We start from the raw sequence: 19,797 nt of genomic DNA on the forward strand, positions 1-19,797 counted from the left end.
TATGCCCCCCAATATGTCGAACCCGCCAGACCCGTCCCACCTGTTGATTCCCTTTGCCAGCCTGTATGTGGAGCCCGAAAGCGGCACCATCGACTGGAGCCGATTGGTGCTGCCTAACCTGACCTGGCTGCTCTCGCGGCTGCAAGCCGACCCCGTGGACACAGGCACCGAAGAGAGTCTCTCTCCACCGCACGAACGCGCACTCGCCAAAGTACTGGGCTTGGGCCAGGCCGCCGATGGCTTGATCCCCTGGGCAGCGCTGCAAGCATCAAGGCTGGCAGACACCAGCACCATGACCAAGCTCACGCCCGACCAGGGCTGGGCCGTCATCACCCCTTGCCATTGGCAACTGGCCACGTCCCACGTGGCGATGGAAGACCCCGCGCAACTGCTGCTCACCGAGCAAGAGTCGCGCGCCTTGCTGGCCGCCATGCAGCCCTACTTTGAAGAAGACGGCCTGAGCCTGCGTTACGTAGCCCCCACCACCTGGCTGGCCCAAGGCGATGTGTTCCGCGACCTGCCCACGGCGTCCCTCGACCGCGTGGCGGCCCGCAAGGTGGACGACTGGCTGCCACGCAGCGCCAGCGCGCGTGCACTGCGCCGCCTGCAAAACGAGATGCAGATGCTGCTCTACACCCACCCGGTGAACGATGCCCGCACCGACCAACGCCAGCGCCCGGTCAACTCGTTCTGGATCAGCGGCACCGGCACGCTGCCCGCAGGCCTCAACCTAAGCGCAGCCGCCCCCACCATGCCGACCATGTTGACCGAGGCCTCCCGCACCGGCCACACCGGCACCTGGATGGCCGCGTGGCAGCAGGTGGACAACACCGCCTGCGCCGCCTTGCGCGAACGTTTGGCTGCCGGCCAAGCCGTGCAGCTCACACTGTGTGGCGAGCGCAGCGCCCAGCACTACCGTTCAGGCGGGCTCGGCCTGCGCCAGAAAATCACCAACCTTTTCCGCACCTCAAGTATCTCCAGCGCGCTGCAGCAGCTATGAAAATTACAGTAAGAGACGTTCCACCCCGCGCCGTCTGGGCGCTGGAGCAAGCCGGCGTGCACCCGTTATTGGCCCAGTTGTACGCCGCGCGCGGCGTGTTGGCCCACGATGAACTCGACGACGCCTTGGGCCGCTTGCTGTTGCCCAGCGCACTCAAAGGCGCGGCCGCAGCTGCCACCCTGCTGGCCGACAGCATTGCCGCCAACCGCCGCATCTGCATCGTGGCCGACTACGACTGCGACGGCGCCACCGCCTGCGCCGTGGGGGTGCGCGGCCTGCGCCTGCTGGGCGCACAACACGTCGCCTACCTGGTGCCCGATCGCGTGGTCGATGGTTACGGCCTCACGCCGCCCATCGCCCAACGCGTGAAAGACAGCGGCGCCGACCTACTGCTCACCGTGGACAACGGCATTGCCAGCGTCGAAGGCGTGGCCAAAGCGCAAGCACTTGGCCTGCAAGTGCTGGTGACCGACCACCACCTGCCCGGCGCGGTATTGCCGCAGGCCGAGGTCATCGTCAACCCCAACCAGCCGGGCTGCGACTTCCCCAGCAAATCGATCGCCGGTGTGGGCGTGATGTTCTACGTGCTGATGGCGCTGCGCGCCGAACTCCGCACCCGCAACGCCTTTGCCGGGCGCGAGCAACCCCGGCTCGACGCCCTGCTGCCGCTGGTCGCCCTGGGCACCGTGGCCGACGTGGTGAAGCTTGACGCCAACAACCGCCGCCTCGTGGCCCAAGGCCTGCGCCGCATCCGCGCCGGTGCCCTGCCCGCCGGCATGGCGGCCTTGTTTACCGCCGCCGGCCGCCGTGCCCCCACGGCCACAACCTTCGACTTTGGCTTTGCGCTGGGCCCCCGCATCAACGCCGCCGGCCGCCTGGCCGACATGACGCTGGGCATCGAATGCCTGCTGACCGACGACGCCGGCCGCGCCGCCGAGTTGGCCGGTATGCTCGACGGCATCAACCGCGAGCGCCGCGAAATTGAGGGCGGCATGCGCGAACAAGCCATGCTGATCGCCGAGTCCTTGTTTGAAGAAGGCGACGAGCCGCCGCCAGCGATTTGTGTGTTCGACCCCGACTTCCACGAAGGCGTGGTGGGCATCGTGGCGTCGCGCCTGAAGGACAAGCTGCACCGCCCGACCTTCGTGTTCGCCGCCTCACAAGCGCCCGGCAAAGAGCACGAACTCAAAGGCTCGGGCCGCTCCATCCCCGGCTTTCACCTGCGCGACGCCCTCGACCTGGTGGCCAAGCGCCACCCCGGCGTGTTGCTGCGTTTTGGCGGCCACGCCATGGCCGCAGGCTGCACCATAGCCGAAGACCAGTTTGAAGTGTTTGAAGAAGCGCTGGCCCAGGTGGCACAAGAGTGGCTGGACGCCGCCACCCTCACCCGCCGCCTGGCCACCGATGGCCCGCTAAACCCCGAGTACCGCCGCATCGACCTGGTCGACACGCTGCACCACGAGGTCTGGGGCCAAGGCTTTGCACCGCCGGTGTTCTGCGAAGAAATCGAAGTGGTGTCGCAGCGCCTGGTGGGTGAAAAACACCTGGCGCTAAAGCTCAAGCACCAGGGCCAGCCGGTGGACGGCATGTGGTTCGGCCACACCGAAATGCTGCCGCCGCGTGTGCGTCTGGCGTTCAGATTGGATGCCGACGAGTGGCAAGGCCAGCGCCGCGTGCGCTTCCTGATCGAAGGGATGGAAGGGCCCTGAAGGCGTTCGGGGCGTTCGGGGCGTTCGGCCCATCAACCTGCCGCGCCCTGCAGTTGGAAACGCGAAATCGCCGTCACCAAATGCTGCGCCTGGTCGTTCAAGCTCGACGCTGAAGCAGCGGTTTGCTCCACCAGCGCGGCGTTTTGCTGGGTGGACTGGTCGAGCTGGTTCACCGCCTCGCCCACCTGCGAAATGGCCGAGTTCTGCTCATTGCTGGCCGCGCTGATCTGCCCCATGATCACGGCCACGCGTTTGATCGCGTCCACCGTGGTGGTCATGGTGCTGCCGGCCTGGTCCACCAACTGCGTGCCACGCTCCACACGGCCCACGCTCTCGGAAATCAAGGCCTTGATTTGTTTGGCGGCATCGGCGCTGCGCCCGGCCAGGCTGCGCACCTCGCTGGCCACCACGGCAAAGCCTCGGCCCTGCTCCCCAGCGCGTGCGGCCTCTACAGCGGCATTCAGCGCCAGGATGTTGGTTTGAAACGCAATGCCGTCGATCACACCAATGATGTCGGCGATCTGCACCGAGCTTTGGTTGATGCCGCGCATGGTGTCCACCACCTGCTCGACCTCGATGCCGCCACGCGTGGCCAACTCCGAAGCCTCGGTGGCCAGGCGGTTGCCCTCGCGGGCGTTGTCGGCATTGTTCTGCACCGTGCTGCCCAGTTCTTCCATCGAAGCGGCGGTCTGCTCCAGTGCACTGGCCTGGGTTTCGGTGCGACCACTGAGGTCGTTGTTCGCCGCCGCAATTTCGGCCGACGCGGATGACACCTGGCCCACGCCGTTGCGCACAGAGGTGACCAAGTCGCGCAAGCCCGCTTGCATTTGCGCCACCGAGCGCAGCATCTGCCCGGCCTCATCCCGCCCATAGGCGTGCACGTCGCGGCTGAGGTCGCCTTGGGCGATACGGTCGGCAGCCGCAGCCGCCGCCGCCACAGGCTTCACGATGGACACCGTGATGAGCCAAGCCAACACCGCCCCAATGCCCAGGCAAATCAGTCCCAGGCTGATCACCCACACCACCGCCACACCAATCTGCTGGTGCACTTCTTCGCCGTTGCGTGCCGCATGTTTGCGTTGCAACTCGTTCAGGGCATCCACATGGCCTTGCAGCGCATCGATGGCGGGCAAGGTTTCACGTTTCAAGGTTTCTTGCGCGGCTTCGCGCTGGCCTTCGCCCAACTGTTTGGCCACTTGGGTAAACGAAGCCACGTAGCGCCCACGCGCGGTTTTGAGCTGCGCCAGGATGGCCTTGTCTTCTTCGGCATCGACCAGCTTGTCGAGCGTAGCCAGGGCGTTGGTGATGATGAGTTTGTTCTCGTCGATGAAGCCCAGCACGCGTGTGCGCTCTTCAGGCGTCGACACAAAGAAAAGCTCCATGGTGCGCCGTGCATTGGCGCGTGTCGTGCCGTTGATGACGGCCGCCGCATCGGCTCGTGCCCACACGCGGTTGACGATTTCGTCGGTGTTGGCCCCCACGTTCTTCAGATTGCTAACCGCCATGGCCACGATGCCCAGGAGCAGCAGCAATATCAGGCCGAAGCCCAGCCCTAGTCGACGGCCGATCCGGATGTCGTTGACAGAAAGTGCCATGGTGTGCCTTTAGGGTCGACGCGCGCAAAACCGCGCATACGTGTAAACCCTATCGACACTTTCTACCGGCACTTTAGAGCCTGTTCGCGATCTATTGGGGCTCCCAATAGAACGTAAACAGGCTCTTAGAACGTGTTCACGCTCCCGGAGCCTTTACGCGGCCAGCGCTTCTTCGCGGTTCACAACACCCGAACCCACCGCACTGGTGTCGCGCAGCAGCGTGTGGATGTCCAGCAGCATCAGCATGCGCTCTTCCACCTGGGCCAGGCCGTTGATGTAGGCCGTGTCCACCGGGCCGCTCAGGCTCGGCGCGGGGCGCAGCATCTCTTGCGTGAGCGCGACGACGTCGTTCACCGCGTCCACCACCACGCCCACCACATGGGTGCGCAGGTCGAGCACGATCACCACGGTCGAGGTGGTGAACACGGCTTGCGCATTGCCCAGGCGGATGCGCAGGTCGATGATCGGCACGATCACGCCACGCAGGTTGACCACACCCAACACGTCGTCACCGGCACGCGGCATACGCGTGGGTTGCTCGTACGAGCGGATTTCCTGCACGCTCAGGATGTCGATGCCGAACTCTTCGGCACCGATGTGAAAGCTCAGGTACTGGCCAGCGGAGCTGGCCGATTTGCCAACGGCGGCATTCAAAGCGGAATCAAGGCCACGCATCAAAAGGTCTCCCAATCATCATCAGAACCGGCTGCCACGGCAGGCGCCTTGGCAGAAGTGAGTCGCGCCGCAGCCGTAGGGGCTGTGGGTGCGGGTTTGGCCTGTGCAGCCGCTACAGCGGGTGCGACCGGTTTGGCAGGTTTGGCCAGCGGTTTGGCAGGCACAGGTTTGGCGACAGGCGTCGTTGCTTTTGCAGCCACTGGCGCGCTGGCCTTGGCGGGTGCCTTGAAAGCCGCAGCAGGCTTCACCGCCGCAGCGCGGACATTGCTGCTGGTGCCCACGTTGAACACCGACACCACTTCGGCCAGGCGCTGGGCCTGGTCGCGCAGCGCCGATGCGGCAGCGGCCGACTCTTCCACCAACGCGGCGTTTTGCTGTGTCATCTGGTCGAGGTTGTTCACGGCCTGGTTCACCTGGCCGATGCCGTCGCGTTGCTCGCCCGACGAAGCGGTGATTTCACCGATCAGGTCGGACACACGGCGCACGCTGGTGACGATCTCGCCCATGGTTTCGCCGGCCTGGGTGACCTGGGCCGAGCCCTGCTCAACCGTGTCGACCGAAGCGCCGATCAGCGTCTTGATTTCTTTGGCGGCCTGGGCGCTGCGTTGCGCCAGGCTGCGCACTTCAGAAGCCACCACGGCAAAACCGCGGCCTTGCTCACCGGCACGGGCCGCTTCCACGGCAGCATTCAGCGCCAGGATATTGGTTTGGAAGGCGATACCGTCGATCACGCCGATGATGTCGGAGATCTTGCGCGACGAGTCGGTGATCTTCTGCATGCTCTGCACCACGTCACCCACCACCGCGCCACCTCGGCTGGCGGCTTCGGCGGCCGTGGCCGCCAACTGGTTGGCTTGGCGTGCGGTGTCGGCCGATTGCGTCACCGTGCTGGTCAGCTCTTCCATGCTGGCGGCAGTTTCTTCCAGGTTGGCAGCGGTTTGTTCGGTACGTGCCGAGAGATCGTTGTTGCCGTTGGCGATTTCGGTCGAAGCGGTCGACACCTCTTCCACGCCGGTACGCACTTCAGACACCAGGCCACGCAGGCGCTCGGTCATACCGGCCAGGGCTTGCAGCAGTTGGCCGAATTCGTCCTTGCGGTCCACGCGCACGGTTTGCGTCAGGTCGCCGTCGCTGATGGCACGGGCAGCGTCAACCGCTTGCTCCAGAGGACGCGTGATCGAACGCACCAACATCAGGGCCAAGCCAATGGCAATCAAGATCACCACCACCGCACTGATCAAGCCGCCAATGACCACAGCATGGCGGGCCTCAATGGCTTCTTGTAGCGCCTTGTCGCGCTGGTCTTCCTGCAGCTTTACAAAAGCCTTCAAGGCTTCGATGTAAGCAGCCGAAGTGGGCAGGAATTCTTTCAGTGCAAAGTTGCGGCGCGCTTCGGCGTCGCCAGAGGCTTTGACTTCAGGCAAGCGTTTCAAAGTGCCCAGCAACACGCCACGCGCGTCCCCCACTTTGGCCAGCGCAGCCTTGTCGGCGTCAGACAGTTCGCGTTCGCGAATCTTCTTGCTGACATCGGTGATCAACAGGCTGCCCGCATCCTGGCGCTCCTGGAAAAACTTTTCAATCGCCGGGTCGGTGCTGGCGATACCGGCCAGCGAGCGCTCGGTATTGGTCTCGGTCAGGCCCTGCCAGCGCTGCGCGGACGTGATGTTGGATTCGTACAACTGCACATCCGCCAAAGCCTTTTCCATGGTCTGGGTGGAACGGTTTTGCGTCCATGCGGCCACCGCCAACAACACCAGCAGCAGGCCCATGATGGTGCCCCACAGTTTGTGGGTGACGCGGATATCGTTCAATTTCATCTCGTCTCTTTCGGATTTTTGCGCCAAAGCATGAGGGCACCAGCCAAGCATTTGCGCACATGCCGGGTCAGGGTCTGGACAAAATCGATGAGGGGGAGAGGGTCGTGCAGTCAGCGGAAGCGCGGTGGGCGCCCGGCCTGTAGAAGGCCTGTGGTGCTTGCGTGGATAAAACCCAAGCAGTCCGAAGTTTGCAGCTCCGCTGTCGTGGCGTCTTGTGGGCAGCACACCCATGAAACGCCGTAGACCGGAAGCTTTGCGACCCCGTCTTTCGATCGGGTGTGCCCATGACAACGCTGATTTTAAAGGGTTTTCCGAAATTTGTACGATTTGTAACAACGGCCCCTTGCGACGCTCAAGCTTGGCGCCTGCCGTTTCACCCTAGAGACAAAGAAGACGCCTAAAAACCGTCAGCGTCCCGCGTTTTGAAACAGCGGGTGCAGGTTGTTGTGCTTGCCGTCAAAGCTCTCCTGCCCCTCTTCCACCTGAATGGTCATGCCGATGTGGCGCTGGGCAAACACCGGCTCCAGGTGCGCCTTGGCGCAGGCCAGCAGCGCATCGCCCGCGCGTTGCTGCGTTGCAACACTGCGGCCCTTGGCCATGCGCAGGTTCATGTAGATGAAGGCATGGTCACCCGAGCCATCGGCCACGGCGTAATGCGGCGCGGGGTAGGCAAACACGCGGGTGCCGCCAATCGGGAACAGCGGTTTGTCGGCGTCGTCGCGCACCGTGAGCATGGTGTCGGCCAGGCTGCGGCACAGGGCATTCATGTCGGTCTCGTTGTCGAGTTGGCCGGTGTAGAGGATGACGAGGTGGGGCATGGAGTGAGGCTCAGAATGGCGTATTTAGCTTGTTTGGCTTATTTGTCGATGGCCGGAACCATGTCGTCCAGCCACAAAACCTTGTCGGCATAACACTGCAGATCAACCGACAATGTGGACTGCGCACCGTGCAGCCAGACCTCTTTGCGCAGGTCAGACTTGACGTAGGCAATGGCGTCTTCAAAGTCGCCGTCGCCGGCCGACAGGATCACGCGGTCGTACACGTCTTGTGCGGCGAGCTTGATCATCAGTGTGGTGATGGCCACGTCCACACCCTTTTGCACGTGGCGGTCAAACTGCGTGCCGCACGACGGGCAGCGGCTGTGCAGGTCTTTGAGCTTGTAGAGCTGCACACGCATTTGCGGGCCCTTGGGCGCAGCCGACTTGATCCAGGTGTGGAACGCGCTTTGCGATTCGGCCGTGGGGTCGGCGGCGGCGTTGAGGTAGTAGCTTTCGTAGATCGGCCCGCCGTTGGCGCGGACCAGTTCATTCTTCAGCTTCAGGTAGTCAAAACCACCCGGCCGTGTGCGGCCAAAGTTGTAGAGGTAGGCGGCGTCGACGATCCATACGGTCTTGACGAAATCATCGGCTGGCTTGGGCATGGGGCAAAAAATCTTTATGGATGAGGCTGGTACAGCTCCAGCGGCAAGCCGTCCGGGTCTGCAAAAAAAGTAAAACGCCGCTCGGTGTATTCGTCTAGCCGAATCGCCTCCACCTCGACACCGTGGACCTGCAAAGCGGCCACGCTGGCATCAAGATCGGCCACCGCAAACGCCAGATGGCGCAAGCCTTGGGCTTCGGGGCGCGAAGGCCGGGGAGGCGCATTTTGAAAAGAAAACAGTTCGATCTGCGAGCCATCGGGCAAGGCCAGATCAAGCTTCATCGATTGGCGCGCAACCCGGTGATTCTCTGCCACGATGCGAAGTCCGAGCACCTTGGTGTAGAAATGCTTGGAGCGTGCATAGTCGGAACAGATGATGGCGACATGGTGAATGCCTTGCAGCGCAGGCGTGGCAGTTGCGTTCATGAAACGGTTTTCCCTCGTTGCAGTGCCGCATACACCTGCATGGCCGCATAAGCGTCATTCGCAGCGTACAGCACCTGTGTAACCGAGAGTTTGCGCGCGGCCCAGTTCGAGGTCGATGCTTTTTTCGATTTGTTAAACCTTTGGCCGAAGACCACCGCCACGGCGGCCTTCACCCCCAGCTCACGCCGGTAGCCTTGCTGGCGGAACAACGCGTCCACATCCAGCACCGCCTGCGGTGCCGCACCAAACTTCGCGGCGATCTGGCGCACGTCCGAGGCCAGGCCAAAGCCTGCCTTGACCACGTGGGGCGCGTTCAGCACTTCGGCCACGGCCTGGCGGCACTCGGGGGCAAAGAGCTGAAAAATGTAGGCGCGCGAAGTCGTGGCGAACTGCACCACGTGTGGGCCGTTCGATGTTTCGTTCTTCAAAAACGTGGGCTTGGATTCGGTGTCGAACCCCAACACCGGCTGCGCCAACAACTCGGGCAAGGCACGTTGCGCTTCTTCTGGTGTATCGACCAGCCAAACATCCTCCGGCCCCAGTGTGGGGAACGGCGGCAACAGCGCCATTTCTTCCCGCGTGGGGGCGATTTTGCGCTCGTTCATCGTTCGGCTATGTAGTGTTGCATGGTGACCGTGGTGCCGGGCTCCAGAAAGGTGCGCACATAGGCCTCATGCTCTTGGTCGGCCAGCGTGGCACGTGCGCGTTGGTGCAGGTAGTCGGCCCACGAGGTGACGATGAAGCGCTCGACAAACCGCGTCGGGTTGGCTAGGTCGCGGTACACGCGCCAAAACGTGGCACCGTCGCGCTGGCGTGGCGCGCGTAATTCAGAGATGGCGAACAAAAACTCTTCAACGTCACGCTCGCCCACTTGGTAGGCCATTTCCACGGCCACGGGGCCAGCCTCGGGTGCGGGCTCGTACTTCACCAGCAACACGTCGCCCGGCGAGGCCTGGGTGACCTCCAACGCCTCGCCCATGCGTAGCGGGAAAGGTCGTGCCAGCAGCAGGCCGCAACCCATGCTCACCGCCGCCAGGCACAAGGTGAAAGACAGCCCAAACAGATCAGACAGCGCACCCCAGAAGGCCGAACCGAAGGCGAATGAGCCCAACGCACACAAGGTATGCATGGCCAGCGCCCGCGAGCGCACCCAGGGCGGCACGCTGGTTTGCGTGGCGGTGTTGAAGGTGGACATGACCGCCATCCAGGCCGCGCCACCAAAACACAGCGCCAACAGCACCAAAGGGGTCCAGTGCGAAAAGGCCGAGATCAACATCACCAATGCGTAGACCACGCATCCGGCCGCCACAATCAGCTCCAGGCCAAAACGCACCCGCAGCTTGCCGATCACCAGGCCCACAGCCACGGCGCCCGAACCCAGGCAACCCATCAACAGGCCATAACCGGCAGCGCCCAAGCCCAACTGCTTCTGGCCGATGACCGGCAACAGCGCCCACAGCGCCGAACCCGCGCCGCTGTAGGCCACGGTGCGCACCAGTTGCGCCAACACGGTTTGTGAATGCCAGGCAAAACGCAGCGCACTCATCATGCCGCCCCACAGCCGTTCGGCCGGCAGGCGTGACGGTGGGTGTGGCGCCGGCGGCCAGCGGCGCACCGACTCCATCATCGCCAGCGTGGCCAGCACGGCAAAAGCAAAGTTCCAAGCGCCGCCCAGTACCGAAAACACCACCCCGGCCAATGCGGGCCCGACGGCGCGTGCGGCGTTGTAAGCGATGGAGATGACGGTGATGGCCTGCGGCAAGTCGGCGCGCGGCACGGTGTCGGTGACGGTGGAATTCCACGCCGGCGACGACAAGGCCGTGCAGCAGCCCGCCACAAAGATGAAAAACAAAATGGTGGCTGCGCCACCAATGCCCGCCAGCAACAGCAACGCCAGCAAGGTGCCGCTGATGGCCTGGACCGCCAGCGAACGTTGGATCAGGGTGCGCCGGTCGGCTATGTCAGCCAACACCCCGGCCGGCAGCGACAACAGAAACATCGGCAGGAAAACTGCCGTCTGCACCAGCGCCGCCAGGAACGACGAGCCGGTGAGCTCCACCATCATCCAAGCTGCCGCCATGGCCTGCATGAAGTTGCCGATAAAGTAGACCGCACCGGCTCCCCAGAGCCCCCGAAATGCGCGATGGCGCAAGCTGTCCCATATCGATGCAGATGGTGTCATTCCCTACATTGTGCAGCGGATGTGTGGCGTTTTTGATTTGGTAACGTCGTTTTTGGCACCAAACTGGATCACCTGAATCCGCTGGGCTTAGCTCGTCCCAGCCAGCGCTTCCCGCACGGCCGCAACCTGTCGGCGCGACACCATCAGCCACTCGTCCAGCCCATGCAGGCGCACGGCCCAGCCCTCGCCCTCGGCCGCGTCGAACTTCTTTTCCAGCGCCCGCAACGCACGCCGCGCTACCAGCGCATTGCGGTGAATGCGTACGAACAAGCCAGCGTGACGCGTTTCGAGTTCACTCAACGCACCGTCAAAAATATAGCTGCGGGCAGCGGTGCGCACCGTCAGGTATTTGAGTTCGGCCTTGAAGTACAACACGTCCACCAGTGGCACGCGCTCTACCCGACCGCGGTCGTGGATCACCAAAGACTCTTGAGAAAAATCGGGTCCCAGCGCTTTTCTGGATTGCGCAGACCGCTCTACTTTTAATAGTGCATCACGCAGGCGCTCCAAGCGCACTGGCTTGGTCAGGTAATCAACTGCATCGAGTTCAAAGGCCTTCACCGCGTGGTCGGCGTGGGCGGTGACAAACACCACCGCCACCGGCTCGGCCCGTGTCTTCAAGGCCTGCGCCAGTTGCAGGCCATCGGTACCGGGCATGTGGATGTCGAGCAGCACCACGTCCACGCTTTCGCGCGCCAGGATCTCCAGCGCTTGCGCGGCATTGCCGCCCTCGCCCACCACACAAGCGGTAGCGGCGCCGCAGTCGTCGAGCAAGGTACGCAGGCGGCTGCGTGCCAGCACTTCGTCGTCCACAATCAGCACACGCAGGGTCATGCCGGCACCTCGATGCGCACGCGGAACAAGCCATCTTTCAACGCCGCCTGAAACTGCCCTTGCACGTCGTGCTGCAGCTTCAGCCGCTCGCGCACGTTGGCCAGCGCCAGGCCCTGCCCTTTGGGGCCAGGCCCGCCGGGCACGGTGTTGGTCACCTTGATGATGACCACGCCGTTGCGCCGCTCGGTGGAGATGTACAGATCCGCGCCCGTGGGGCTGGGCTCCACGCCATGGCGTACGGCGTTTTCTACCAACGGCTGCAGCAAGAGCGGCGGCACCAGCGTCTCGCCAGCGGCGGGGTCCAGATCCCAACGCACCTGCAGCCGGTCGCCAAACCGCACCTGCTCGATTGACAGATATTGCCGCGCCAGCGCCACCTCTTGGGCCACGCTCACGGTTTCGCCCTGGTCCACCAGCGCGTGGCGGAACAGGTCGCTCAAGTCTTCCAGCAGCGCCTCGGCCTTGGCGGGCTCGGCGCGCACCAGGGCGATGGCGCTGTTCAGTGTGTTGAACAAAAAATGGGGTTGGATGCGCGCCTGCAATTCATCGAGCCGCGCCGTGGTGGCCGCCGGGGTACGCGCCCGGGCGCGCAGCAGCAGCCCGGCCATCATCAGCGCCGAAACCAACGCACCCGCGCTGGCGCTGGCCAGCCAGGGCACCGGATCGGCCACGCCCAGCAAAGCCAGCATGGCGCAACCGTAAAGCCCGGCCAAGCCGCCCAGCGCCACACCAGCCGCTATTTGCCCCGCTTCGGGCAGCAGCGCCAGCGGGCGCTTGAGGCTGCAGGCCACAATTAGCCAGGTGAGCGTGGCGGGCAAGGCGCCGCCCGTCCACACCGAGAACAAGGCCAGCCAATCGAAAAAGCTGGCCGTGCCGAACATCGCCCCGACACACACCACCAGTTCGACAAACAAAACCGCCCGCAAAATGACGCCCGCACTGCAGGCGTCAAACACCTGCGCAGCGGCCACCACGCGGGCTGACGCGGCCACATCGGCCGGTTCGCCAGCGAGTTCGTGGAAGGTCGATAAAATTTGGGGTTCTTTCATGCGCTTGAATGTGTCAGTGTTCGATTATTGGGGAAGACTGGGCGTCTACCAAGCCCGCCTCCAATGAATCTGACGTCATAGCGCTCCGTACACGTATTTCCTGCGATCTGCCGCACTACTAGGTCTATCCTCATGTCACAAAACCAACTCGATAAAAAATCCGAAGCCTGGTCAGCGCTGTTTTCTGAACCCATGAGCGATTTGGTCAAGCGCTACACCTCCAGCGTGTTTTTCGACAAACGCCTGTGGCAAGCCGACATTGCCGGCAGTCTGGCGCACGCCGGCATGCTGGCCAAACAAGGCATCATCGGCGCCGAAGACTTGGCCTCCATCCAAAAAGGCATGGCGCAAATCACCGGCGAAATCGAGTCTGGCGCGTTCGAGTGGAAGCTCGACCTGGAAGACGTGCACCTGAACATCGAAGCCCGCCTGACGCAACTGGTGGGCGACGCCGGCAAGCGCCTGCACACCGGCCGCAGCCGCAACGACCAAGTGGCCACCGACGTGCGTCTGTGGCTGCGCGGCGAAATCGACCTGATTGGCGGCCTGCTGATCGACCTACAAAAAGCCCTGGTCGACATCGCCGAGAAAAACGTCGATGTGATCTTGCCCGGCTTCACCCACCTGCAAGTGGCGCAGCCCGTGAGCTTTGGCCACCACATGTTGGCCTACGTCGAAATGTTCAGCCGCGATGCCGACCGCATGCTGGACGTGCGCCGCCGCGTCAACGTCTTGCCGCTGGGCGCCGCTGCCTTGGCCGGCACCAGCTACCCGCTGGACCGCGAACTGGTCGCTAAGACCTTAGGGATGGACGGCGTGTGCCAAAACAGTCTGGACGCCGTGAGCGACCGCGACTTTGCGATTGAATTCACCGCCGCCGCATCTTTGGCCATGGTGCACATCAGCCGCTTCAGCGAAGAGCTGATTTTGTGGATGAGCCAGAACTTCAGCTTCATCCAGATTGCCGACCGCTTCACCACCGGCTCGTCGATCATGCCGCAGAAGAAAAACCCCGACGTGCCCGAGTTGGCGCGTGGCAAGACCGGCCGCGTGGTCGGCCACTTGATGGGCCTGATCACCTTGATGAAGGGCCAACCGCTGGCCTACAACAAGGACAACCAGGAAGACAAAGAGCCGCTGTTCGACACCGTCGACACGCTCAAAGACACGCTGCGCATCTTTGCCGAAATGGTCGGCGGCATCACCGTCAAGCCTGAAGCCATGGAGCGCGCCGCCTTGAAGGGCTACGCCACCGCCACCGACCTGGCCGACTACCTGGTGAAGAAGGGCTTGCCGTTCCGCGACGCACACGAAACCGTGGCGCACGCCGTCAAGGCCGCGATTTCGCACCAGGTTGATTTGTCAGAACTGCCACTCAAGGTGCTGCAAGAGTTCCACCCCAGCATCGAGAAAGACGTGTTCGACGTGCTGAGCCTGCGCGGCTCGCTGAACGCGCGCAACACGCTGGGCGGCACGGCGCCAGCCCAGGTGAAGCTGCAGATTGCGCGCCACCGCGCACGTTTGGTTTAAACCCAAACGGGGATCGCGTGTTCAAGCCGCCGAGGTGTGCTTGAACACGTTGATCGCCTCCACCAACTGCTTCGCCTGCTGCTGCAGGCTGCTGGCGGCAGCGGCGCTTTGTTCCACCAGCGCGGCGTTCTGTTGGGTGATCTGATCCAGGTGGGAAATCGCGTCCCCCACTTGGCTCACACCATCGCTTTGTTGCTGGGTGGCACCGCTGATGTCGCCGATCAACTGCGACACCTGCCGCACTTGCGCGACGATGCTGTCCATGTTCTGGCCCGCATCACTCACCAGCCGCGAACCTGACTCCACCTTTTCCACGCTGCTACCAATCAGCGCCTTGATTTCCTTGGCCGCATCGGCGCTGCGCCCGGCCAATGCGCGCACTTCACTCGCCACCACGGCAAAGCCGCGCCCCTGCTCCCCCGCGCGCGCGGCTTCCACCGCCGCGTTCAGCGCCAGGATGTTGGTCTGGAAGGCAATGCTGTCGATGACACCAATGATGTCGACAATCTTCTTCGAGCTGGCCGTGATGTCGCCCATGGTGGTGATCACACCGGCCACCACTTCGCCGCCCTTGGTGGCCGCTTCGCTGGCCGAGCCGGCGAGTTTGGTGGCCTCGCGCGTGGTGTCGGCGTTGTTCTTCACGCTGGCGGTCATCTGCGTCATGGACGCGGCGGTCTGCTCCACACTAGCGGCAGACTGCTCGGTGCGCGAGCTCAAATCGTTGTTGCCCTTGGCGATTTCGTCCACGGCGTTTTGCACGTTGCTCACTTGCTGCGCCACGTCGTCAATCAACCAACGGAACATCAGCCCGAGTTGGTTGATGGAGCGCAGCGTCATGCCGATCTCATCCACCCGGCCCAACTCCAGCCCTTGCTGGCTGCGGCCAGAAGCCACGTCCAACGCCTGGCGCAGCACTCGCTCCAACGGCCCGGCCACCTGCACCTCCAGCCACCAACTCGACAACACCGCACTCAACACCAGCGCCCCTATCATCTCGGCCAACTCTAGATCCCGCAGCCCCAGCACGGTGGCTAGAAACGAGCCCACCACCACCAGCGCCGCCAAGGCCACACGAATGCGCGAGCGCACCGACATGGTCTTCGCCCACGAAGTCCAGCCCATCAGCCCGGTGCGCAAGATCAAACCCTTGTGGAACACCCGGCCACGCGCTTCGCCGTCTCGAAATTCTTTGTAGAGCTTTTCGGCGCCCTCAATCTCGGCGCGAGAAGCCTTGGTACGCACCGACATGTAGCCAGCCACTTGCCCATTGCGCACCACGGGCACGGCATTCGCGCGCACCCAGTAATGGTCGCCATTCTTCCTGCGGTTCTTCACCAAGCCCGTCCAGGGCTGGCCCTCTTTCAGGGTGCGCCACAGGTCGGCGAAGGCTTGGGTGGGCATGTCGGGGTGCCGCACCATGTTGTGGGGTTGCCCTTTGACTTCATCTCGGTCAAAACCGCTGACCTCGATGAAAGCGTCGTTCGCGTAATTGATATGGCTCTGCGTGTCGGTGGTCGACATCAGCGTTGCGTTATCGGGAAACTCATACTCGCGCTGGGTGACGGGTAAGTTCGTACGCATCGGTTCTCCTCCAAGTGCTGACCAGTGAATGGTTCTCTTCGGGTGACGCCGAGCACAGCTTATGGCAACAATTGAAACAATTACAAGCCTTTGCCCCTTGAACTTGCTCGGGATAAGCGCAAGCCAACCTCAACCGCCTCATCGGCGCCCGGTTAAGAATGGCCTAAGTGCCTGCTCGCATAATCAAGTGAACGCTTTAACGGAAAAGATCGCATGCGCCTGCTGCTGGTAGAAGACGATTTGATGATTGGCGAAACCTTGCTCGACGTCTTGCGCGGCGAAGGTTTTGCGGTCGACTGGATCCGCGACGGCCTGATGGCCGACACCGCCCTGCAAACTGAGTCCTACGACCTGGTGCTGCTCGACCTGGGCCTGCCCAAGATGGACGGGCTCGACGTGCTCAAGGCCCTGCGCGCACGCAAAAGCAAAGTGCCGGTACTGATCGCCACCGCGCGCGACGCCACACCCCAACGCATCGCCGGGCTCGACGCAGGGGCCGACGACTACGTGCTCAAGCCCTACGACATCGACGAGTTGCTGGCCCGCATCCGCGCCCTCATCCGCCGCAGCATCGGCCAAGCCGATTCGGTGCTCACGTACCAAAACATCCGCTTGAACCCCATCACCCACGAAGCCACACGCACGGTGGAGCGCGACGGCGCATCGCACGTGGAAGCGATTGTGTTGTCGGCCCGCGAATGGGCGGTGCTGGAGACCCTGATGGCACGCCCGGGCGTCGTCTTTTCACGCGCACAGATCGAAGAAAAGCTCTACAGCTGGAAGGACGACGTGAGCAGCAACGCGGTCGAGGTCTATATCCACGGGCTGCGCAAGAAGCTCGGCAGCGAGTTGATTCAGAACGTGCGTGGCCTGGGCTACGTAATGCCGCGCCCATGAACACAAGCTCCCCCGCCAGCCCCAAAAGCCAACACTCGCTGAAGCGCCGCCTGCTGCTGTCGGTGCTCTCGGCCGTCGCCCTGGCCGCATTGCTGCAGGCCAGCTCGGCCTACCGTAGCGCGCTGCAGCAAGCCGACGAAATGTTCGACTACCACCTGCAGCAAATGGCCTATTCGATGCGCGCACGTTCACCGCAAGGCTTGGCTGTGCCCGACACAGAAGAAGACGATGTGGGCTACATCGTGCAGATCTGGGGTGCCGATGGTGTGCCGCTGTTTCGCTCGCCGCACGCCGTGCTGCCGCCGCGCGCCGTGCTCGGCTTTTCAGACGTGGTGCAGAACCACACGCAGTACCGCGTGTACTCGATTCAAACGCCGTTTCAAACCATTCAGATTGCGCAAGACATGAGCGCCCGGCAAAGCCGCGCCAGTGCGCTGGCTTTGCGTGCCATGCTGCCCATGGCCTTGATCGCACCGCTGCTGATGCTGGTGATCTGGTTGGTGATCCGCAAATCTTTGGCGCCACTGGAGCGCACGCGCCAACAGGTGGCCAGCCGCACCGCCACCGATTTGTCGCCGCTGGCCGACGGCGGCCTGCCCGAAGAAGTGCAGCCCCTGGTGAAAGAACTGAACCTGCTGTTCGACCGCATCGACCGTGTGCAAGCCAACCAAAAAGCCTTTATTGCCAACGCCGCCCACGAACTGCGCACGCCCCTCACGGGCTTGAAACTGCAAGCCCAGGCTCTGCAACGCACGCAAGACCCTGCCGTGCGCGACACCCAGATTGGCCGGCTGAACCAGGGCATTGACCGCGCCATCCGCCTGCTCAACCAACTGCTCGCGCTGGCCCGGCAAGAAAGCCAACCCGCGCCTGACTTGCAACCGCTGGACTTGCAAGCGCTGGCGCAAAGCATGGGCCAAGACCTGCAGCCACTCGCCCAAGCGCGTGAGATCCAGCTTGGCGTGGCCGAAGCGCCATCAACACCGGTCAACGGCGACGTCGACAGCCTGCGCATGCTGCTGCGCAACCTGCTGGAGAACGCGGTGAAATATACGCCCGAGCATGGGCGGGTGAAGCTAAGCGTCACGTCGATCGACGACACAACGGCTGTCGTCGTGGAAGACTCGGGCCCCGGCATTCCAGCAGAAGAACGCGAGCAGGTATTCGAGCGCTTCTTCCGCAGTGCGCAAAACCCCAGCGGCACCGAAGGCAGCGGCCTCGGTTTGTCCATCGTCAAAACGATTGCCGACCAACACGGCGCAACACTGGCCTTGGATGCCTCGCCAGAACTTGGTGGCCTGCGCGTGACATTACGCTTCCCAGGAGCTCTGGCGTCTCGCTAAAATTCAGAAATGCCTGAAACCTCAAAAGCGTCGGAACCCAAAGAACTGCCCGAACTCAACCGCCAGTTCATCGCCCACTTTGGCGAGATGGGCAGCAAGTGGGGCATCAACCGCACCGTGGGGCAAATCTATGCGTTGTTGTTCATCTCACCCAACCCGCTGAACGCCGACGAAATTGGCGAGACGCTGGCGTTCTCACGCTCCAACGTCAGCATGGGTTTGAAGGAATTGCAGTCGTGGCGCCTGGTGCACCTGCGCCACCGCCCGGCCGACCGGCGCGAGTACTTTGAAGCGCCGCAAGACGTGTGGGAAATCTTCCGTGTGCTGGCCGAAGAACGCCGCCGCCGCGAGATTGAACCCACGTTGTCGATGCTGCGCGGCGCCCTGCTGCAAGACACCGAGACCGACGCCGAGCAATACGCCCAGCAACGCATGCGCGACATGCACGACCTGATCGACGGGCTGATGAAGTGGTTTGACGAAGTGCAACGCCTCAAACCCGAAACCGCCAAGCAGCTCATGGGCATGGGCGCCACCGTCACCAAGGTGCTGGGTTTGAAAGACCGGCTGACGGGCGCCACTCGAAAAAAGCCCGCAGATTAAAAAATCTACGGGCTATCTCTCACTACCTCAAAACTTTAAGCGCTCTGCAGTGACGGGTAGTCGGTGTAGCCCTTGGCGCCAGGCGTGTAGAAGGTGCTGGGGTCTGGCGCGTTGAGCGGTGCGCCGGCCTTGATGCGTTCTGGCAAATCCGGGTTCGCCAGAAAGCTGCTGCCAAAAGCCACAGCATCCAATTGGCCTGCCTTGATGGTTTGCGCGGCTTCATCTGCCGTGTAGCCCATGTTGCCGACCAACACGCCCTTGTAGAGCTTGCGGGCCGGGGTCATCACGTCACCCTTTTGCGCCTGGAAGAAATCGCCGCGCATCACGTGCAGGTAGGCCAGGTTGAAGTCGTTCAGCCGCTCGGCCAGGAACGAGATCAAAGCCACGGGGTCGCTGTCGCGCATGCTGTTGTAGCTGTTCAATGGCGACAGGCGCAGGCCCACGCGTTCGGAGCCGATTGCCGCCGAAACACCCTTCAGGACTTCAAACAGCAGCCGTGCACGGTTTTCCATCGAGCCGCCATAAGCATCGGTGCGGTCGTTCACACCGTCGCGCAAAAACTGGTCGAGCAGGTAGCCGTTGGCGCCGTGCACTTCAACACCGTCAAACCCGGCTTCGATGGCGTTCTTCGCGCCTTGCACAAACGCGGCGACGATGGCTGGGATTTCTGCCTCGCTCAACACCTGCGCCGATGCCTGGGGCACCTTGCCGACGGGCGTGTGGATCTCGCCTTCGATCGGCGTTGCGGTAGACGACACCGTGGGGGCGCCACCATTAATCTCGGGATGCGCGGCGCGGCCGGCGTGCCAGATCTGCATGAAGATGCGCCCACCCTTGGCGTGCACCGCCGAGGTCACCTTCTTCCAAGCCTGCACCTGCTCGGCCGAATAGATGCCGGGCTCGGCCACGAAAGCCGACGTCTGCGGCGCCACCATGGTGCACTCGGTAATCAACAAGCCGCCACTGGCGCGCTGCGCGTAATACTCGGCCATCAACTCGTTGGGCAAGTGGTCGGTGCCCGCACGGGCGCGGGTCAAAGGTGCCAACAAGATGCGGTTGGGCAATGTGGCGACGCCAACTTTAAGAGGTTCGAACAGCATGAAAATCAACCTTTGAGATGTGAACAGGAAATACGCG

At 63.0% G+C, this 19,797-nt stretch carries 18 protein-coding genes and 1 riboswitch; of the genes, 6 read left to right on the plus strand and 12 right to left on the minus strand.

The features are described from left to right. Positions 1-13: 13 nt before the first annotated feature. Complete coding sequence (locus ACPWMG_RS18360; RefSeq protein ID WP_483300924.1) at positions 14-1,000, plus strand: hypothetical protein; 987 nt, start codon at positions 14-16, stop codon at positions 998-1,000. Beyond that, positions 997-2,709, plus strand: coding sequence for a single-stranded-DNA-specific exonuclease RecJ (gene recJ, locus ACPWMG_RS18365; RefSeq protein ID WP_483300925.1), 1,713 nt, complete (start codon positions 997-999; stop codon positions 2,707-2,709). Before ACPWMG_RS18360 ends, recJ begins: the two co-directional genes overlap by 4 nt. Before the next feature lie 32 nt (positions 2,710-2,741). On the opposite strand, the gene ACPWMG_RS18370 is transcribed toward recJ, so the two are convergent. From ACPWMG_RS18370 to ACPWMG_RS18415, 10 genes are all read right to left on the minus strand, one after another. Further along, positions 2,742-4,304, minus strand: a complete 1,563-nt coding sequence (locus ACPWMG_RS18370; RefSeq protein WP_483300926.1) for a methyl-accepting chemotaxis protein — start codon at positions 4,302-4,304, stop codon at positions 2,742-2,744. Positions 4,305-4,457: 153 nt separating this feature from the next. Continuing rightward, positions 4,458-4,979, minus strand: coding sequence for a chemotaxis protein CheW (locus ACPWMG_RS18375; RefSeq protein WP_483300927.1), 522 nt, complete (start codon positions 4,977-4,979; stop codon positions 4,458-4,460). Continuing rightward, positions 4,979-6,796 carry a methyl-accepting chemotaxis protein gene (locus ACPWMG_RS18380; protein WP_483300928.1) on the minus strand — a complete coding sequence of 606 codons (1,818 nt, stop codon included), beginning with the start codon at positions 6,794-6,796 and terminating at the stop codon, positions 4,979-4,981. The genes ACPWMG_RS18375 and ACPWMG_RS18380 overlap by 1 nt, the downstream gene beginning before the upstream one ends. Positions 6,797-6,982: 186 nt before the next feature. Then, positions 6,983-7,089, minus strand: a riboswitch (cyclic di-GMP riboswitch). 114 nt (positions 7,090-7,203) lie between these two features. Next, complete coding sequence (locus ACPWMG_RS18385) at positions 7,204-7,614, minus strand: 5-carboxymethyl-2-hydroxymuconate isomerase (protein WP_483300929.1); 411 nt, start codon at positions 7,612-7,614, stop codon at positions 7,204-7,206. 38 nt (positions 7,615-7,652) lie between these two features. After that, positions 7,653-8,216, minus strand: coding sequence for an NYN domain-containing protein (locus ACPWMG_RS18390; RefSeq protein ID WP_483300930.1), 564 nt, complete (start codon positions 8,214-8,216; stop codon positions 7,653-7,655). Between the two features lie 14 nt (positions 8,217-8,230). After that, positions 8,231-8,641, minus strand: a complete 411-nt coding sequence (gloA2, locus tag ACPWMG_RS18395; protein ID WP_483300931.1) for an SMU1112c/YaeR family gloxylase I-like metalloprotein — start codon at positions 8,639-8,641, stop codon at positions 8,231-8,233. Next, a complete protein-coding gene (locus tag ACPWMG_RS18400) occupies positions 8,638-9,246 on the minus strand; it encodes a 3'-5' exonuclease (protein ID WP_483300932.1) in 609 nt (202 codons plus the stop codon). Before ACPWMG_RS18400 ends, gloA2 begins: the two co-directional genes overlap by 4 nt. Continuing rightward, the gene (locus tag ACPWMG_RS18405; RefSeq protein WP_483300933.1) at positions 9,243-10,823 is read right to left on the minus strand and encodes an MFS transporter; all 1,581 of its coding nucleotides are present in this window, start codon (positions 10,821-10,823) and stop codon (positions 9,243-9,245) included. Before ACPWMG_RS18405 ends, ACPWMG_RS18400 begins: the two co-directional genes overlap by 4 nt. An 87-nt stretch (positions 10,824-10,910) precedes the next feature. Next, entirely contained in the window at positions 10,911-11,657 is a 747-nt protein-coding gene (locus ACPWMG_RS18410) for a LytR/AlgR family response regulator transcription factor (protein ID WP_483300934.1), read from the minus strand. Beyond that, positions 11,654-12,706: a sensor histidine kinase gene (locus ACPWMG_RS18415; RefSeq protein ID WP_483300935.1), complete on the minus strand. Its 1,053-nt coding sequence runs from the start codon at positions 12,704-12,706 to the stop codon at positions 11,654-11,656. The genes ACPWMG_RS18410 and ACPWMG_RS18415 overlap by 4 nt, the downstream gene beginning before the upstream one ends. A 132-nt stretch (positions 12,707-12,838) precedes the next feature. On the opposite strand from ACPWMG_RS18415, the gene argH reads away from it, so the two are divergent. Further along, on the plus strand, positions 12,839-14,236 hold the full coding sequence (gene argH, locus ACPWMG_RS18420) for an argininosuccinate lyase (protein WP_483300936.1): 1,398 nt from the start codon (positions 12,839-12,841) through the stop codon (positions 14,234-14,236). A gap of 21 nt (positions 14,237-14,257) precedes the next feature. Here argH and ACPWMG_RS18425 read toward each other — a convergent pair whose 3' ends face one another. Beyond that, a complete protein-coding gene (locus tag ACPWMG_RS18425; RefSeq protein ID WP_483300937.1) occupies positions 14,258-15,817 on the minus strand; it encodes a methyl-accepting chemotaxis protein in 1,560 nt (519 codons plus the stop codon). 213 nt (positions 15,818-16,030) lie between these two features. On the opposite strand from ACPWMG_RS18425, the gene ACPWMG_RS18430 reads away from it, so the two are divergent. From ACPWMG_RS18430 to ACPWMG_RS18440, 3 genes are read left to right on the plus strand one after another with little or no spacing between them, the layout of a single operon-like run. Beyond that, complete coding sequence (locus ACPWMG_RS18430) at positions 16,031-16,714, plus strand: response regulator (RefSeq protein WP_483300938.1); 684 nt, start codon at positions 16,031-16,033, stop codon at positions 16,712-16,714. Further along, positions 16,711-18,057, plus strand: a complete 1,347-nt coding sequence (locus ACPWMG_RS18435) for a sensor histidine kinase (RefSeq protein ID WP_483300939.1) — start codon at positions 16,711-16,713, stop codon at positions 18,055-18,057. Before ACPWMG_RS18430 ends, ACPWMG_RS18435 begins: the two co-directional genes overlap by 4 nt. A gap of 9 nt (positions 18,058-18,066) precedes the next feature. Further along, complete coding sequence (locus ACPWMG_RS18440) at positions 18,067-18,660, plus strand: GbsR/MarR family transcriptional regulator (protein WP_483300940.1); 594 nt, start codon at positions 18,067-18,069, stop codon at positions 18,658-18,660. A 35-nt stretch (positions 18,661-18,695) separates the two neighbouring features. Here the strand turns inward: ACPWMG_RS18440 and ACPWMG_RS18445 are convergent, their stop codons facing one another. Then, positions 18,696-19,760, minus strand: coding sequence for an alkene reductase (locus tag ACPWMG_RS18445; protein WP_483300941.1), 1,065 nt, complete (start codon positions 19,758-19,760; stop codon positions 18,696-18,698). Positions 19,761-19,797 lie beyond the last annotated feature (37 nt).

The organism is Hydrophilobacter chitinilyticus (genome assembly GCF_049860745.1).
Classification (GTDB): domain Bacteria; phylum Pseudomonadota; class Gammaproteobacteria; order Burkholderiales; family Burkholderiaceae_C; genus Rhodoferax_B.

Bases quoted from the DNA above. Each gene is read 5' to 3' on its own strand.
- ACPWMG_RS18375 (WP_483300927.1), bottom strand. From the start codon at position 4,979: ATGCGTGGCCTTGATTCCGCTTTGAATGCCGCCGTTGGCAAATCGGCC.
- gloA2 (WP_483300931.1), bottom strand. From the start codon at position 8,641: ATGAACGCAACTGCCACGCCTGCGCTGCAAGGCATTCACCATGTCGCC.
- ACPWMG_RS18430 (WP_483300938.1), top strand. From the start codon at position 16,031: ATGCGCCTGCTGCTGGTAGAAGACGATTTGATGATTGGCGAAACCTTG.
- recJ (WP_483300925.1), top strand. From the start codon at position 997: ATGAAAATTACAGTAAGAGACGTTCCACCCCGCGCCGTCTGGGCGCTG.
- ACPWMG_RS18405 (WP_483300933.1), bottom strand. From the start codon at position 10,823: ATGACACCATCTGCATCGATATGGGACAGCTTGCGCCATCGCGCATTT.
- ACPWMG_RS18370 (WP_483300926.1), bottom strand. From the start codon at position 4,304: ATGGCACTTTCTGTCAACGACATCCGGATCGGCCGTCGACTAGGGCTG.
- ACPWMG_RS18415 (WP_483300935.1), bottom strand. From the start codon at position 12,706: ATGAAAGAACCCCAAATTTTATCGACCTTCCACGAACTCGCTGGCGAA.
- ACPWMG_RS18400 (WP_483300932.1), bottom strand. From the start codon at position 9,246: ATGAACGAGCGCAAAATCGCCCCCACGCGGGAAGAAATGGCGCTGTTG.
- ACPWMG_RS18390 (WP_483300930.1), bottom strand. From the start codon at position 8,216: ATGCCCAAGCCAGCCGATGATTTCGTCAAGACCGTATGGATCGTCGAC.
- ACPWMG_RS18360 (WP_483300924.1), top strand. From the start codon at position 14: ATGTCGAACCCGCCAGACCCGTCCCACCTGTTGATTCCCTTTGCCAGC.
- ACPWMG_RS18385 (WP_483300929.1), bottom strand. From the start codon at position 7,614: ATGCCCCACCTCGTCATCCTCTACACCGGCCAACTCGACAACGAGACC.
- ACPWMG_RS18445 (WP_483300941.1), bottom strand. From the start codon at position 19,760: ATGCTGTTCGAACCTCTTAAAGTTGGCGTCGCCACATTGCCCAACCGC.
- ACPWMG_RS18440 (WP_483300940.1), top strand. From the start codon at position 18,067: ATGCCTGAAACCTCAAAAGCGTCGGAACCCAAAGAACTGCCCGAACTC.
- ACPWMG_RS18410 (WP_483300934.1), bottom strand. From the start codon at position 11,657: ATGACCCTGCGTGTGCTGATTGTGGACGACGAAGTGCTGGCACGCAGC.
- ACPWMG_RS18380 (WP_483300928.1), bottom strand. From the start codon at position 6,796: ATGAAATTGAACGATATCCGCGTCACCCACAAACTGTGGGGCACCATC.
- ACPWMG_RS18435 (WP_483300939.1), top strand. From the start codon at position 16,711: ATGAACACAAGCTCCCCCGCCAGCCCCAAAAGCCAACACTCGCTGAAG.
- ACPWMG_RS18425 (WP_483300937.1), bottom strand. From the start codon at position 15,817: ATGCGTACGAACTTACCCGTCACCCAGCGCGAGTATGAGTTTCCCGAT.
- argH (WP_483300936.1), top strand. From the start codon at position 12,839: ATGTCACAAAACCAACTCGATAAAAAATCCGAAGCCTGGTCAGCGCTG.